Annotated in this window: 13 protein-coding genes; 3 read left to right on the top strand and 10 right to left on the bottom strand. The window is 41.0% G+C overall.

Translation table 11 applies throughout. The annotated features are described in order from the left end of the window. Positions 1-96: 96 nt before the first annotated feature. Positions 97-1,866: an ATP-dependent nuclease gene (locus V7K50_RS15530; RefSeq protein WP_334961444.1), complete on the bottom strand. Its 1,770-nt coding sequence runs from the start codon at positions 1,864-1,866 to the stop codon at positions 97-99. A 285-nt stretch (positions 1,867-2,151) separates the two neighbouring features. Here V7K50_RS15530 and V7K50_RS15525 point away from each other — a divergent pair, with 285 nt between their 5' ends. Both V7K50_RS15525 and V7K50_RS15520 read left to right on the top strand, forming a co-directional pair. Further along, entirely contained in the window at positions 2,152-4,560 is a 2,409-nt protein-coding gene (locus V7K50_RS15525) for a VIT domain-containing protein (RefSeq protein WP_334961442.1), read from the top strand. Positions 4,561-4,703: 143 nt separating this feature from the next. Then, complete coding sequence (locus V7K50_RS15520) at positions 4,704-4,895, top strand: hypothetical protein (protein WP_334961440.1); 192 nt, start codon at positions 4,704-4,706, stop codon at positions 4,893-4,895. 15 nt (positions 4,896-4,910) lie between these two features. Here the strand turns inward: V7K50_RS15520 and V7K50_RS15515 are convergent, their stop codons facing one another. From V7K50_RS15515 to V7K50_RS15495, 5 genes are all read right to left on the bottom strand, one after another. After that, positions 4,911-6,983, bottom strand: a complete 2,073-nt coding sequence (locus V7K50_RS15515; protein WP_334961438.1) for a vWA domain-containing protein — start codon at positions 6,981-6,983, stop codon at positions 4,911-4,913. Positions 6,984-7,482: 499 nt separating this feature from the next. Next, a complete protein-coding gene (locus tag V7K50_RS15510; RefSeq protein ID WP_334961436.1) occupies positions 7,483-8,997 on the bottom strand; it encodes a GH3 family domain-containing protein in 1,515 nt (504 codons plus the stop codon). Further along, positions 8,997-9,605, bottom strand: coding sequence for an acyl transferase (locus tag V7K50_RS15505; RefSeq protein WP_334961434.1), 609 nt, complete (start codon positions 9,603-9,605; stop codon positions 8,997-8,999). Before V7K50_RS15505 ends, V7K50_RS15510 begins: the two co-directional genes overlap by 1 nt. Beyond that, entirely contained in the window at positions 9,602-10,354 is a 753-nt protein-coding gene (locus tag V7K50_RS15500) for a sterol desaturase family protein (protein ID WP_334961432.1), read from the bottom strand. Before V7K50_RS15500 ends, V7K50_RS15505 begins: the two co-directional genes overlap by 4 nt. A gap of 208 nt (positions 10,355-10,562) precedes the next feature. Beyond that, complete coding sequence (locus tag V7K50_RS15495) at positions 10,563-11,585, bottom strand: aromatic ring-hydroxylating dioxygenase subunit alpha (protein WP_334961430.1); 1,023 nt, start codon at positions 11,583-11,585, stop codon at positions 10,563-10,565. Positions 11,586-11,801: 216 nt separating this feature from the next. Between V7K50_RS15495 and V7K50_RS15490 the strand changes: the two genes are divergently transcribed. Beyond that, positions 11,802-12,635: a hypothetical protein gene (locus V7K50_RS15490; RefSeq protein ID WP_334961429.1), complete on the top strand. Its 834-nt coding sequence runs from the start codon at positions 11,802-11,804 to the stop codon at positions 12,633-12,635. Between the two features lie 95 nt (positions 12,636-12,730). On the opposite strand, the gene V7K50_RS15485 is transcribed toward V7K50_RS15490, so the two are convergent. From V7K50_RS15485 to V7K50_RS15470, 4 genes are all read right to left on the bottom strand, one after another. Then, on the bottom strand, positions 12,731-12,976 hold the full coding sequence (locus V7K50_RS15485; RefSeq protein ID WP_334961427.1) for a type II toxin-antitoxin system Phd/YefM family antitoxin: 246 nt from the start codon (positions 12,974-12,976) through the stop codon (positions 12,731-12,733). 153 nt (positions 12,977-13,129) lie between these two features. Next, complete coding sequence (locus V7K50_RS15480; RefSeq protein ID WP_334961425.1) at positions 13,130-13,600, bottom strand: SMI1/KNR4 family protein; 471 nt, start codon at positions 13,598-13,600, stop codon at positions 13,130-13,132. A gap of 31 nt (positions 13,601-13,631) precedes the next feature. Continuing rightward, entirely contained in the window at positions 13,632-13,916 is a 285-nt protein-coding gene (locus V7K50_RS15475) for a 2Fe-2S iron-sulfur cluster-binding protein (RefSeq protein WP_334961423.1), read from the bottom strand. Between the two features lie 52 nt (positions 13,917-13,968). Beyond that, positions 13,969-15,162 carry a P-aminobenzoate N-oxygenase AurF gene (locus V7K50_RS15470; protein ID WP_334961421.1) on the bottom strand — a complete coding sequence of 398 codons (1,194 nt, stop codon included), beginning with the start codon at positions 15,160-15,162 and terminating at the stop codon, positions 13,969-13,971. Positions 15,163-15,189: the final 27 nt, after the last annotated feature.

Raw genomic sequence — 15,189 nt, 5'->3', positions numbered from 1 at the left:
AAAATCGGCATCAACTAGCTCTTAGAGCAATGCTAATTTTGTCTGACGAGTATATTCATCACTTAAAAAATTTAGTGATAAATGTATTTGTGCCATCTATTGATTTACACCCACAAGATGCTTTTGGATTGCTTTGACAAATCGCCAAGGATATTCATTGTCATTAACTTCCAATCTAGGTAGTAGTTGCAACGCTCTTGTGATCCATCCTTTTTTGTCCGTTGTATATGCAATACCCTGTTGTACTAGCATTGACTCTAACTCACCACACGGGTTGAGAAATAGTCCTTTTTGGGCGCAAGTTTCCCATAAAATGTCAAACTGAGATTGTAGCTCTGCTGATAAAGCTACACGACCTTTCTCTTTAAATTCTTTCCAACTTTTTGTGGAATTTGCAATATCGTTGGCTCGGCTTTCAATTTGCCTCAATAATTTTTCTTTCGCAGCTAATGATTGGTCTTGTGTCTCATGAATAGAGCTTAATAATGTTGTTATTTGGTTTTTGATATTCTCCAATCTCTCATCAGCAGGAATCTCTCTCGCTGCCTCTGCAATATTTTTACGGATAGATAATAAATGAGCTATTTTATCTTGACTTAAGTCCAAACATCCTAAATGCTTTTCAAATTCAGCCTGACTATTTAAAACATCAAAATCGACAATTCCTGCACAACGCACTCCCATCTTTCTATACGTTTGAGTGATTCGTGAAACAGTCTGCTTGTTATCTGCATTGACGAAATGAAAATCGATGTCATTTCTAATTTTATTGCAGGCTATTTGGTAAAAACGTGCATCACTGTCAGCCTCCACTACAACTACACCAGGATAGAAAAGTCCATCAAGAACACGAGCCGAACTCAGCAAGGGATCATTTACCAATTCCTGTAGGTGATTTGGCTCAAGTAAATGGAAAGAGTTAGTTTCATTCTTCCGATCAATCCGGAGAATAGTGACATCAGTTGTCTTGCTTAAAATACCTCGCAGCAAATCAGTACTATGTGTAGCCAAAATAATTTGGCGAGAACTATTGGCTTGTTCTGCGAGGAACTCACCTATCCGAAAAGCTTGAGGCGGATGAAGAAAAGCCTCTGGTTCATCAATGAGGAATACATTTCGCTTAATTGTTAGGAACGCAGTCAGAATTCCTACAAAACTCCTGATTCCATCACCGTGATCATCCAACTTGTCATACTGACTCATACGTTGTTTAGCATGTCTGGGATCTAAAGGGATTCCACTAAAGCTATCGCCGACCCGAAGAAGTAACTTCTGGAGTACAGTAAAGTCTAACTTTATCTCTTTTCCAAAAGCACGTTTTACTAATTTTTGTATATCATTTTCTACAGGAGTATCAGAAGTCTCTGCATTGTAAAGAGCTTGCAACAGGGTAGCTTCTTGCCTCTCATGATTTGCACTAGCAGACTCTTTTACTAACTGAAGACGGTTTTCTGTAGTGAGAAATGCAACCATAGACCTGCCAAAATACTGAACAAACTGGAGCTTGTTTTCTATTAAATACTGAAAATTCCCTTCGTACCAGCTAGGCCACTCTCCACCGCCACCGATATTATGTTCCTGATCCAATTCAGGGGCTAATGTACGGAACATCCAGTTACCATTTTCATCTCGATATCGCTCTACATTGTACGTGTCGCGTATTTCTTGTAAGCTACAGGGATATGTCCACTCAACATCAGTAACAACAATTCCTTGGGAATGTTTGTCTTGTGTGGTTTTCCAAGCAATATCCTTCAAAACACGGCTCTTTCCAGCGTTATTAGGGCCAATGATGACGGTGATGTTTCCCGGTATAATTTTTAAGCCGTCGTTGAATAGGATGTGGGTTAGTTTGTAGGTGTACATACAAGGACAGCTGAAATACAAAGTAAGTATTTGTGTAGTTTAGCAGCTACTTAATGCTCATTGCTTGACATATACTTTTGCAGGATCTTTACACTGGCATATTAAGAGGTTTAGCAATTTATTATCCTGAAACTTTATAAATAATACTCCTAATCAAAAATTGAAACTTAAAAATTGATTGCTCTCAAGCGATCACTGAGCATCAACTGAGCATAAAACTGAGCATATCTCCCAGAAAAACCCGCCTACGCTAGAGACAGCAAACAAAAGCGCCAGGTAAAGATTATGACTCAAACCTTAGAACAACAACCCAGTGGCTTATATCTGCAAAACTCCAGCCAACAGATTGCCTTTCCCCTCAAACACACTGAAGTAAAAGCCAAAATCGATGGTAACATCTCACGGGTGGAAGTTACCCAAAGCTTTGAAAATCCTTTTACCACCACCCTAGAAGCCGTTTATATCTTCCCCTTACCCGATGAAGCCGCCGTTGATGATATGCTGATTCGTATAGGCGATCGCACCATTCAAGGCAGCATCAAAAAACGTCAGGAAGCTGTAGCCATTTACGAACAAGCCAGAAAACAAGGACAAACAGCCGGACTCCTCGAACAAGAACGGGACAATATTTTTACTCAATCCCTGGCGAACATCAAACCAGGTGAACAAATTGATGTGATTATTCGCTACAGCGATCGCCTAAAATTTGAAGGTGGAAATTACGAGTTTATCTTCCCGATGGTTGTTGGCCCCCGTTACATTCCCGGAATCACCATCGCAGAAAATGCAGTCGGGGGTGGTTCAGCCATTGCACCCATGACTTCAAATCAAGATACTGATTTAGTTCCAGATGCTTCCCGCTTGAATGCTCCTATTTTACCGTCGGGGATGCGCTCAAGTCATGATATTAATGTCAGCATCGAAATTAATGCTGGCGTTGAGATTCAGGATATCAACTCACCCTCTCACCAAATCCAAATCATCCGCGAAGGACAGTTAGTTGATGTCAAATTAGGTGGTGGAGACACTATACCCAACAAAGACCTAATTTTACGCTACCAAGTCGGCGGTAATAACATCCAAACAACTACGCTTACCCAAGCTGATGAACGGGGTGGACACTTTGCACTATACCTGATTCCCGCCCTTGAGTACCGTCCTGATGAGATTGTCGCCAAAGATATGGTGTTTCTCATCGACTCTTCCGGTTCTCAAAGTGGCGAACCACTGATGCAATGTCAAGAATTGATGCGCCGTTTTATCAATGGACTCAACCCCGATGACACCTTTAGGATTATTGATTTTTCCGATACCACACAGCAACTTTCACCTGTTCCCCTCGCCAATACTTCCCAAAATCGCTCATTAGCAATCAACTATATCAATCGGTTAAATGCTGGTGGGGGAACAGAGATGTTAGGCGGTATTCGCACCGTTTTAAACTTAAAAGCTACAAATTCGGGACGCTTGCAAAATATTGTTTTACTAACTGATGGCTATATCGGCAACGAAAACCAAATTTTAGCAGAAGTTAAACAGCGTCTCCAACCAGGAACCCGCCTTCATAGCTTTGGTGCAGGTAGTTCGGTGAATCGCTTCTTACTCAATCGCATTGCAGAATTAGGACGAGGTATTGCTCATATTATTCGCCACGATGAACCTGTAGATAAGGTGGTAGAAAAATTCTTTTGCCAAATCAATAATCCAGTCCTCGCCAATATCCAATTGCAATGGGAAGGTGATGGGGAATCTCCAATCATGTATCCTTCTACACCAGCAGATTTATTTGCAGAGCAACCCTTAGTGTTATTTGGACGCAAGCCAGACGCGCATTCTGGAAAGTTGCACATCACTGGCATTGCTGCGGGTGGTAGGCGTTATCAGCACAGTTTTCATCTGAATTTTACACAAACAGGTAATCCGGCTATTGCTCAACTTTGGGGACGTTCTCGCATCAAAGATTTAATGAATCAAATGGTGAGTGGTGACACAAAGGGAGGTGTGGAAGCAGTGACAGATACGGCTCTGACTTATCAACTATTATCGCAATATACCGCTTTTGTTGCCGTTAGTGATGATGTCAGAGTCAATCCCAACGAGGATTATGTATCTATGCAAGTACCTGTGGAAATACCTGAAGCTATTAGCCATGAGGGTATCTTTGGCAACGTTAGCGCTAGCGCTGCTCCTGGGGGTGGAATGGTAAGCCGCAGACGGGAAGCCAAGAAACAATCTGCACCACTGCCACCAGCCCCAATGTCTGCACCTGCTCCAGCAAAATCGATGGCACGGTTTGAAGAGATGGAGTCATTGGCAATGGAACGCGATATTGCAATACCGGAGCCGGAAATTGGATTTGCAGAGGTTGATGATTTTGTTAATCTTGATAGCCTCTTAAAAGAATCTACTGTCCCTCATTTACAAGTTGTGAGCGTAACGGGATTGGATCAGCAGATGATTTCTTTGCTGACTCAATATTTGCAAGCAATTCAACTCCCTAGAGGTTTCGGTGGTGATTTGGTGTTTGAATTCCAGGTTAGCCAGGGACGGGTGAAACAGTTAGTGCTGGATGAACAAGCTTCATCGCTGAAGGAACAGATAGTGATTGAATTAATTAAGCGATCGCTTTTAGCTTGGCTACCCTCCGAGTCCCTCACCAGTACAGTGCTGTTAACACTTCGCATTCAACCGTAAGAAACTTTCAACAAATAAATTATCCAATCTTGTGGGGTGGGCATCTTGCCCGCCTTTAGCTGTGGGCGGGTGAGACACCCACCCCACAAGAAATAGTTGAGTATTTTTTTTGGTGTGGGTTGTAACCTAAAATGGATTAACTTTTGCAAGTCGATGCAACAAAGGTGCAAAGCAATGCAACAAAGATGCAAGTCGATGCAACAAAGATGCAAGGCAATGCAACAAAGGTGCAAGGCAATGCAACAAAAATGCAAAGCAATGCAACAAAGATGCAAAGCAATGCAACAAAGGTGCAAGGCAATGCAACAAAGGTGCAAGTCAAGAGAATTGTGTGATCAATGTCATACTCCCTACTCTCTACTCCCCGTTTTCGCAATCAATCGCCTAGATTGCTCTACTAAGCGAATAAACTCACCCCGATAGCCTTCCTGATCTTCTCCTTTCCCTTGAGTTGCCAAATTCATCACCAAATCATAATTAGCATTCCCCTTATACTCAGAATCACGCAGCAGCATCCCAAAAGTTGCCACCGCAGCAGCAAATCTCAGATTTGTAGAGGGTATTTGGTCGCTTCTCAAATCATCATCTTGGATAGTTTGGGTAATTAATTGACTGGTGCTATCTTGAGGCAATTTATAGCGTAGTTTAACCTGCATCAACTCATTGCCGGCAGCATTCATAGCAGTTTCACCAGAACGCTGATACCGCAAGGGGTCTACCTCCGGCAGTTTTACATCGCTCTTGATGCTAGCGGGAATGATTTCATAAAGCGCGGTGACAGAATGACCAGCCCCAATATCCCCTGCATCTTTCTTGTCATCATTAAAATCCTGGTTTTGCAACAGGCGGTTTTCGTAGCCAATCAAGCGATATGCCTGGACTTTCGCCAGATTAAATTCTACCTGAATTTTCACATCCTTAGCGATCGTAAACAGAGTTCCCCTTAAATCATTAACTAAAACTTTTTTGGCTTCCAATAGAGTATCGATGTAAGCGTAGTTGCCATTACCCTTATCAGCCAATTGCTCCATTTTCCCGTCCTTATAATTGCCGGTGCCAAATCCCAGCACCGTTAGGAAGATTCCCTGATCTCGCTTCTGTTCAATTAATCGCGTCAGGTCGGCATCACTGGAAACCCCGACGTTAAAATCTCCATCGGTAGCTAAAATCACTCTATTATTACCAGACTTGAGGAAGTTTTGTTTGGCTATCTTGTAAGCCAGTTCAATGCCCTGTCCGCCAGCAGTGGAGCCTCCAGCTTGCAAGCGGTCAATGGCTGCCAGAATTTTTGATTTCTGACTACCAGGAGTAGCAGGTAACACCAATCCAGCATTCCCCGCGTAGACTACCAAACTTACCCGATCTTCAGGACGCAGTTTATTTACCAGCAACTTAAGAGACTGTTGCACCAAGGGTAATTTGTTGGGTTCATCCATAGAACCGGAGACATCAATCAGAAATACTAAGTTGCTGGGTGGTAAGGTTTCACTTTCGAGGCGTTTACCTTGCAAGCCCACCTGTACTAGTTGATGTTGAGGATTCCAGGGAGCAGCAGCAACTTCAGTGGTGACAGAAAAAGGGCGATCGCTCTGCCCTGAGTCGCTTTTTGGTTGAGGATAATTATAGGTAAAATAATTAATCATTTCCTCAATTCGCACTGCATCCTTGGGTGGTAATTCACCTTGAGTAATAAACCGTCGCACGTTGCTGTAGGATGCTGTATCGACATCAATAGAAAAGGTGGAAAGGGGGTCATTACTGACGCGATGAAAGGGATTATCGTCAATTCGGTTGTAGTTTTCTGTATTAAATTTGCTATCTGTTTGAGGTTGGGGGGCAAACCTTCCAACACTACCACCAGCTCGGAGTTTAAGGCTTGCGGGGCGGTTAGCAACTTGATCCTGTACAGATGACGGAATACTAGGAAGTGGGGCTATCAGTGTGGATAAGGGTTGAGTTTTTCGGGTAGCCTCGGCTTGAGTACCTTCTCTGGTATTTTGATTAGGAGCTTGCAATTCATCTATGGAACTTTTTAAGCTTGCTAACTCTGGTGCAAATTCTGACTGCAAGCGTTGCAGGGTTTTCATATCTGCTTGGGTAACAATCTTGGGGTCAGTCGCTATTAGCTCATTGCTCCGATTCACACAAGCATTTAAGACTGCGGCAAATTCAGTCCGGGTTACAGGAAGAGTGCCAAAGTTTTGGACGGGGACGACACAACTATACTGTTGTACTAATGCCTGGAGTGCTTGGTAGTCAGGGTTATTGGGTAGAATAGAGGTTGAACTGGGAGGAGTCTGATTGGTTGGAACCGCAACGGTAGCAGACTGACGTAAAATTGCAATTCCTGCTGAAGGTATCAATAACAACAATGTTGCAACACTGACTCGCTGCCACATTTTGGACGGAATCGGGTAAGACATAGCTAAATCCTCGTATTAAATTTGTGTATCAGATAGGAGTTCAAAGGTAACGGAAAACGAACCACAGAGGACGCAGAGGTCACGGAGAAATGAGAGTTTGAGAGGGTTGTAAGTCCTATCAGAATTAAAGTGAAACGCTATAACAGCACTGGGAATTCTGCACTGTTTATCTAGAATAGTCTTGAGCAAGCTGGAATTTGATCACCGTTGCAGTTTTGGTAACTGTAGCAACTTGCAATGACTGTAAATATAGCGCTTCTCGTTTGGGTGCAATACACTTTGACCTCTCTCCAAACCTCTCTCCTTTTAGGAGAGAGGCTTTGAATCTTACCCCCCTTCCCTACAAGGGAAGGCAATTGAGAACCGCTATATTGCAATACGCTTGGGTTAAGGGCTACTGGCAACAATTTTGGGTTTTCGAGACGCGATAAATCGCCGTCTCTACAAGTGCTTTGTTGCTCATTCTGAACTGTATTGCGCTATATTGTTGTCCCTCTAGTTATTTCTGGGCAATTTCCAACTTCAATTCTTGTAAAAGTTCAGTGCTAATGGGTGATGTTGCCAGAATTGGATGCTTAATACCTCCCCAAATACTTCCAGTGCGGATACGATCGGAAACTAAAACTTCAGGAATTTGACTAGAGATTAAAACCTGTGGTGGTGCAAGTTGACCGAGCGATCGCGCTCTCTTGTAATGATATGATGCTGATAAAGCCTGATCTAGTTGTTGAGCGATAATTTCTGGGGTTTCTTTTGCCGAATCTAGTAATAAAAGATAGTGCGGAGGATCGGCAATAGGCATCAAACTTTTAAAATTAGTTTCTTGTAAGTTCAACAGAATCAGAGCATTATTGACAAAGGTTTCTTGCAACTTTTCACCCACCAAATCGCTAACGGCTTGATGTCGTCCGAGAAACTCTAAACAGGGAGTGTGGCGATAGTAATGAGTTACCCGGATGCGATCGCCTATTCGATAACGATACAAACCCCCTTTCTGCGATAAAATAATCGTGTATTCCTTGCCAATGTTGAGTTCATGCAAACCAGACAGGGAACCAGTATCGTCCTCGAACTCAAAAAAAACTTCATCCAGAACTGGCACACATCCCCCAGCGACAATCAACGGAATCGTTATTGGGGCTTCGGTTGCTAGTAGTCCTTTGCCTTGAATTAATACGCCTGGAAATTTTAATCTTAATCCTTGCGCTTGATCTGCTGCATTGGCGCTATCCCAGCAAGAAATCAGCTTCAAATTTGGCCAGAGTTCCATCCAGGGAATATTACTTTCGCTGAGGAGTTGCAGCCGATGATGTGAAATTCGGTTGTGTAATTCTGTTCGCAATAAATCCTGATTTTCTTGAATATATTTTAAATGTACTTGCAGAAAACTAGGACTCCAAATAGAAATAATTTCTAATTTCTCAGCCTCTACTAATGCCAAAGCCAGTTGATGTTTAAACAAATTCGCGTCATGCAGGCGATTAAGTTTATTTGGCATCACCAACCAAGGAAGCAAAAACCAACGCAACCAGCCATCTAAATAATCTAAATCATCTTGTAAAGTTGGGCTATCAGCTACATTTAACTGCGGCGAGATACAAGCATAAATCTTGCCTGTGGAAAATTTCGGGCCATTTACAATCAAATCATGCGCCCAGACACAGAACATTTGATTAAACGATCGCCGCAAAGATTGAGTATAAGGAATCAATTTCACCGCCCCACTACTACCAGAGGTTTTTTCATAAAACAAAATGGGTTCAGGAGTGAGGGAAATTTGCTGCTGTTTCTGATTTAACCAGGGTTCGAGTGCATCATAATCTACAATTGGTACACGCTGCCAATCGTCTAGAGAATGAATTCCCAAAGTTTTGCCATACTCACTCTTGATTAAGCGATCGCAAATTTCCCTTTGTACAGATGTCTGCATTAACTCTGGGTTATCCAAAGCTTGATGAAATTGCCTCGCCGTTGGTGCGAGGATTTGCCCAAAAAGCTGAATAATCGGACGCATTATTGCACCTTTTGATTAGGATAAAGGTTACTGACTGCTGGTAAATAAGAACCATCAGCAATGACTACACCGGCAGCAAGATTAGATCCAGCCCCCACAAAGACATTGCTGCCAATCTTGACTTTTTTGACATATAACATTAAATTTTGCTTGCGGGGTTTAATGATGTGAGAATAGATACCGACACCATGCCCGATAACGACGCGATCGCCAATTTCTAATAAACTGCGATCGGCAATCTCCAATCTTGTTGTCCAGTATACATCTCGCCCCACTTTAGCACCCCACAATCGCAACCAACACGAAAACACCCCCGGAATCAGTCGCAGCACTGCTTCCAACACCGGAATTGCAATATAAATTACCTGGATTTGATGACTACCCCACCAGGGACTATATTCTTTACCTTGTAGATAACTAACACCCTCGCGCACAGGATAAACCCATTCATGCAAGCGGTAAACTAGCACTGGTAGCCCATAAATAGAAAGGAACACCGTTAGAATGCTGAAGATGTTGGGTGAATAGGCGAGGTAGACTATTGCTGCCCCAGTTAGCAATAATATAAGACTGGGAAAAAACGAAAGAATTTTACTTATAACTGTCATGAAAATGGGAAGAAAAGTTTTTGGAACAAGTTTAATGAGCTAGGAATTCCGATTATAGATGGCAATTGTTTGCTTTCATAATATGTTCCATGTAACTTATCCCAAATTTTCAGATTAGCCCCATAGTTATAATTATGTATTTCCCGGCAATGATGCCAAGCATGATCCTGTGGTAAGATTAACCAAGGAGATAAAAATTGATAAAGCCTGGTATTTGCAGGAATTATCAAACTGCTATGCCGCCATAAATCTAAGGCAGAAGTTAGACTTACTCCAAGTAAATAACCTGTTGGATCGGCTAACAAATACAAAAACAAAGTGTGTATCCATAAATAAATAATGAACAAACTTGTCCAAAGTGTGTTGCGAGAAGTTCCTAATACATCCATCTGAGTCACAGTATGATGGACTTGATGAACCTTCCACAAAATTTTAGTATGTAATAAACGATGATTCCAATAATATAAATAATCAACTACAACAAAACTGATAATAAAAGCCGGAACTACTGATACTTTTAAATATCCTTGTTGAGTGGGTAATAAATGTTGATAAAGCCAATAAACTAAAGTAGCTTGTAGTAAAGGAATCAAAATTCCTTGAATCGTTAATCCTGTAGCATCTATTAGCCAATCTTCACGAGTTTTAACTTTAAGTTGAGTTCGTCCAACCTGGTTGATAATAGTCCAACCAAATAATCCGATAAAAGAACCAAAAATTAGTAGTTGTGAAAAGTTTTGTATTTCCACTTTTGACTGCTCACACAGATATTGATTAATTACAAATTATTCTTTGAGGATGTTTGAAAAGTCCTTTTCTTAGTAGCAAAACGTTTTAGATCCCCCTAAATCCCCCTTAAAAAGGGGGACTTTGATTCCAGTTCCCCCCTTAAAAAGGGGGGTTAGGGGGGATCAACAAGTGCCTAAAATCACAGCTAAATACTTTTCAAACAACCTCTTAAACCCAAAATGTAACTTTTACTGATTGATTTGGCAATAAACGCGGATCTTCTCCACGAGATATAGCTGCCATAATTGACTCTACAAATATATGAATTGTGTCCGCAGGCGTATTATAAAATTGTGTCCCGTATTTAGCGATCGCTTCCCCCTGAATACCCAAAATTTCCACGTCTTGGCGGATAATGTGTTGAGCAGTCCACCGCACAAAGGGACGTGCTAATTTATTCCAAATACCATAGTTATAGGTGACATCGGTGTAAACCAGGGTTGAATTATCAGTTTCTGGAATAGATTGACTGGTAATGAACAAATGACGATTATGTGCTATTTTATACTCTACAGAGGTAATATTTGGCATATAAAAGCGATCGCTATGTTTAATCTCTGCACTCTGCAAATTCAGAAAACGGCTGTACCATCCCAAATTACTGTTTTCGTTGCGATACTCCACCAAAACCGAACCATTCCAGCGTTCAACAGTCATCTCTAACTTTTGTTGGCGGGAAGTACGGAAAACCCCAGGATGAACAAAAGCCGTATGGGGAATATCAATAAAGTTCTCCGCACAATTAGTAACATTGTTAGCAAAACGGTTAATTACCCGCACCGTCTCCCATCCTGTTTGTTCGTAGTGAAGCATAGAAAAGGGTTCAAGATCAACACTTGGGGTATCGGCTAACCGCACATAAACATAGCCATCCTGTTCTTTGGTAGCGTAACACTTGGCTCGACGCTGTGGGGAAGGTTTGAAGTCATCTCCTTCGGCTGGAACAGCAATCAAGTTCCCAACCGCGTCATATACCCAACCATGATAGGGACATTGTAAAGCACCGTTACAGATTTTACCTGATGATAGACGGCTATTGCGGTGTAAACAGCGATCGCGCAAAGCTACGGGTTGTCCATCTTCACCGCGAAATATCGCTAACCATTCTCCTAAAACGGTGCGTGGTAATACCTTGTTAGGTTGTAACTGTTCGCCGAGTGCGACAATGTACCAGAAATCTGCAAATTGCATGGTGGGTGGTGGAGAGTGTTGAGAGCGATGCCTTCGGCAGTTGGTATAGCGACATCGTATTTAAATTATGGCAATGTTTTAGGCAAATATCTGTGTGTCGGTTAAAACTTGGTTGTGCGAAAAGTTTGGCGATTTTAATTTGTAGCCTGATCAACTTACAGAGAATTTTATGCTATAAAATATACAAATTCATTTTTAATAAAAAGAGGTTTCTTAATGAATGAACATGACTTTTTACTAATGTTTTCATGTCTTCCAACTAGTAATAAAAACGAGTGGTTAAACCTCAAAACATTTGTTGATATTTACAATTCCAAACACGATACAAATTACATCCTCAAATCTTTTCCCGAAAACGATAATCGTACCAGTCCAGAACCAGAAATCCTACTTTGCGACGGTGATGCAAAGATGGTGATTGAGCGTAAAGTTTTTGCATTTCCTCCCAGTTACATTAGAGATCATCAACTTTGGCATGAGTTCCACAATACTTTTTTAAGACAAGTAGCTGATATTTTTTCTGATAATCTATATGAATTACAGATTAAAGATGTAGATATACCAACCAACAAAAAAGAAATTATTGCACTAGCAAAAGAAATAGCAAGTACAGTTATTGAATACAAACAAGAGATTAAAAATTCAGAAGGAATTTATTCAGATGATCTGATCCCTTGGAGTTTCTTTCAACTATCGGACTTAGAACGAGAAGATAGCCCGATTGATTGCGGTGTCTGTGTTAGATTGAAAATTTCATCACACTTCTACAATAATCAACAACTAAATGATTCATTGCCAATGATAGAGGCTCAGTTAATAAAACTTCTTAAAGCTTCGGCTCCAAAATTTGATAACTATAGTGACTGTCTGAGAATTTTAATTCTGGAGCCACATACAAAAGTTTTAAATCTTTCAATCAACTTTCTCAGTCAAGTAATACAAAGTATTGAGATACCGTCAAGTATAGATCAAGTGTGGTTGGCAACACAATTTGAGCGTGATGATGAAGAATTAATACGGGATTATTATCTAGTCGTAAGCAATTTATGACTTTAGATAATTATTATACACTTTATACCTTATCAACCAAATTTACCCTTTCAGTACAAACCACAATAACCAATACTGCGTATCTAGCAAAAGTTTCACTCCTCACCGCCCTCAAATGCTGCCAACATCTCATCTAGTAAAAGGGTGTTAAAGTCCTCTGGCACTACAAAACGCCCTTTATCCTGTCCTAAACTATCGCGGCGATTTGATGAGGTGCGAAACGGAACCAATTTGGCAACAGGAATGCCTCTGTTAGAAATAATGATTTCTTCTCCATGCTCTACCCGCAGCAAAAGCTGTGAGAGATTCGTTTCAGCTTGCTCGATATTTACAGTTTCCATGATTTTATCTAAGTCTCTAAATTGAGTTTAACCAATTCATCCTTCCATTAAACATTACTGTAAAATAAGTTTTCTGAATTCGCTTTTAGTGGGTACAAATACAACACTCTTGGTTAAGAGGAAAACTGATTGTCAATTTGATATGGCAAATATCTAACTCGTTAGAGACATCGAAGATTTTAAATATAGCTCGATTTCCACTGCTAGAAAGTCACTAAACGTATCATGACTTTTAACAAAACAAGGCTCTTGCTGCCCTTCGCAATATGAGTAAGTTGGTGGATTATCACCTTCTGAAAGCCTGAGAAAGCTAAATTGATAACCCTGGTGCATGAAAAATACAAAAGCATCCTCTGGCAAAGCTTCAGGAAAATCATTTTCTACCAAAAGTTCTTTAGCCCATTCTTGAACTCGCGGTAGATGCTGGTAAAAGCAATCTGAACCACGTAAAAACTTAGCAGCACCATGCCCCATTATCTTAAGAAATTCTTTGTAATTACTGGGCAGAGTAATACCTTGCTGTTGTTCAAATTGAATTATTTCCAAATCTGAACATGGCGAAAGCTGATTATCGTTAAAAATAAGCTGAAGTGGTTCGGGTAAATTGCGAATTGACAAATCCATACTTGTTATTTTAGTTGTTTTAAATCACCATCTAAATCCTGCGAATCTCAACATTACCTGTAACATCAAGCTGACAAGCTAACCGCGCATGAGGATAATTAGCTGCTAACGTCTCCAGCATCTCCTGTTCATCACGTTCAGGAGGAGGAATATCACCCATAACCTCAACCAAACAAGTGCCACAAATACCAGTCCGACAACCAAATAAAACAGGTGAATTCTGAATCATGAGATGCTCAGATAAATTTTCATGACATTCCAGAGTGATAGTAACAAAATCACTTCCTGGAAACGAGATATTACATAATTCAGCCATAATACGCAACAATCTTACCTAAATAACACTCTTCCATTCCTCTCTGCGCCGGTCACTGAGCGTAGTCGAAGTGCTGCGTCTCTGAGTGAGGTAAAAATAAATTATCTTGATGTTCAAAACCTTGAAAAGCCCTTTGCTGAGTTGCCAAATATCGAGAAATAGAATTAGTAGCCATCAGCGACATATCTCGATTACGTTGCCAAAGATAATCGAGTTTTTCAACATACACCTGATAAGATTTCATCGCCTCCTGATGAGTTGAAAAACTGCGTTGTAATCCTTCCGACTCTTCCGTAAAACAACGCCGCATCATTTCTTTAGCATCCTTGTCACTCATCTCAAAAATAGGCGATCGCAACACCCGATAAATCTTACTATACAGCGCCGGATCGTACCAAAAAATCCCGTTTATCGCCGCCGAAAAATGTAAATGATCGCGCTGACATCCCAGCAATCCTAAATTAGCAACCAGTCGCTCAAATGCAGTCGGTGGCTTCAGGCAAGTGATAACATCGTGAGATATAATAGTCGAACTATTGAAGTGAAAACTTTCATCCATAAAGTGATAATAGGAAACTTTAGCAGGAATTGGAGCAGCTTCAGGATGGGGATGTTTTTGATAATAATTGCTGAGTTTATGCTGTACTAACTTGCCGTTTAGTGTCCGTACTCCCCTGACTGTGAAATACTGACAAGCCAAAAAAGTATTATTCGCAGAAATTAGCCCAAAGTATTGAAGTTGAATTTTTTTCCACCAAGTTTTTAAGGCATTGGTGTCAGCATAAACCATCGTTTCTGTAAAGGGGCCGCGCATGGGGTAGGTAAAGATAAGTTCCCCAAACAACGCTTGTTCAACCTGTTTGGCAATTGTGCGGAAAGCGTTAATGTGCGATCGCTCTTGGGCGGATTCCAAATCTAATGTATCGCAGATTAAGCGAAAATCCTCTTGAGCGTAAAGTCCGGCTGCACTGGTTTGATTGAAAAAGATAGTTGCAATTTCCGCAGAAACAATTTGTGAGTAATAAGCCACCCAGTAAAGTTGGTTTAAAATTATACGCTGATGTTGGCTGGACTGTTCCCATAAAGGTGTACCGTATAGTAGGGAAAATTCCTCTGGATTCCAATACTCATTTTGACAATCCTCATAGCGAAACTGGGTGACAGCTTCATCCATTAAAGCAGTATGATCTTGCTGTTTGTTGCGGGTGTGGTTAATTTGTAATTTGCGATGAATATTTTTTTCCATATCCGTTTTTATTTCACGCAGAGATAA

It is taken from the genome of Nostoc sp., from assembly GCF_036917135.1.
Taxonomy (GTDB): domain Bacteria; phylum Cyanobacteriota; class Cyanobacteriia; order Cyanobacteriales; family Nostocaceae; genus Nostoc.
This window is presented reverse-complemented; position numbering and strand designations above follow the sequence as displayed.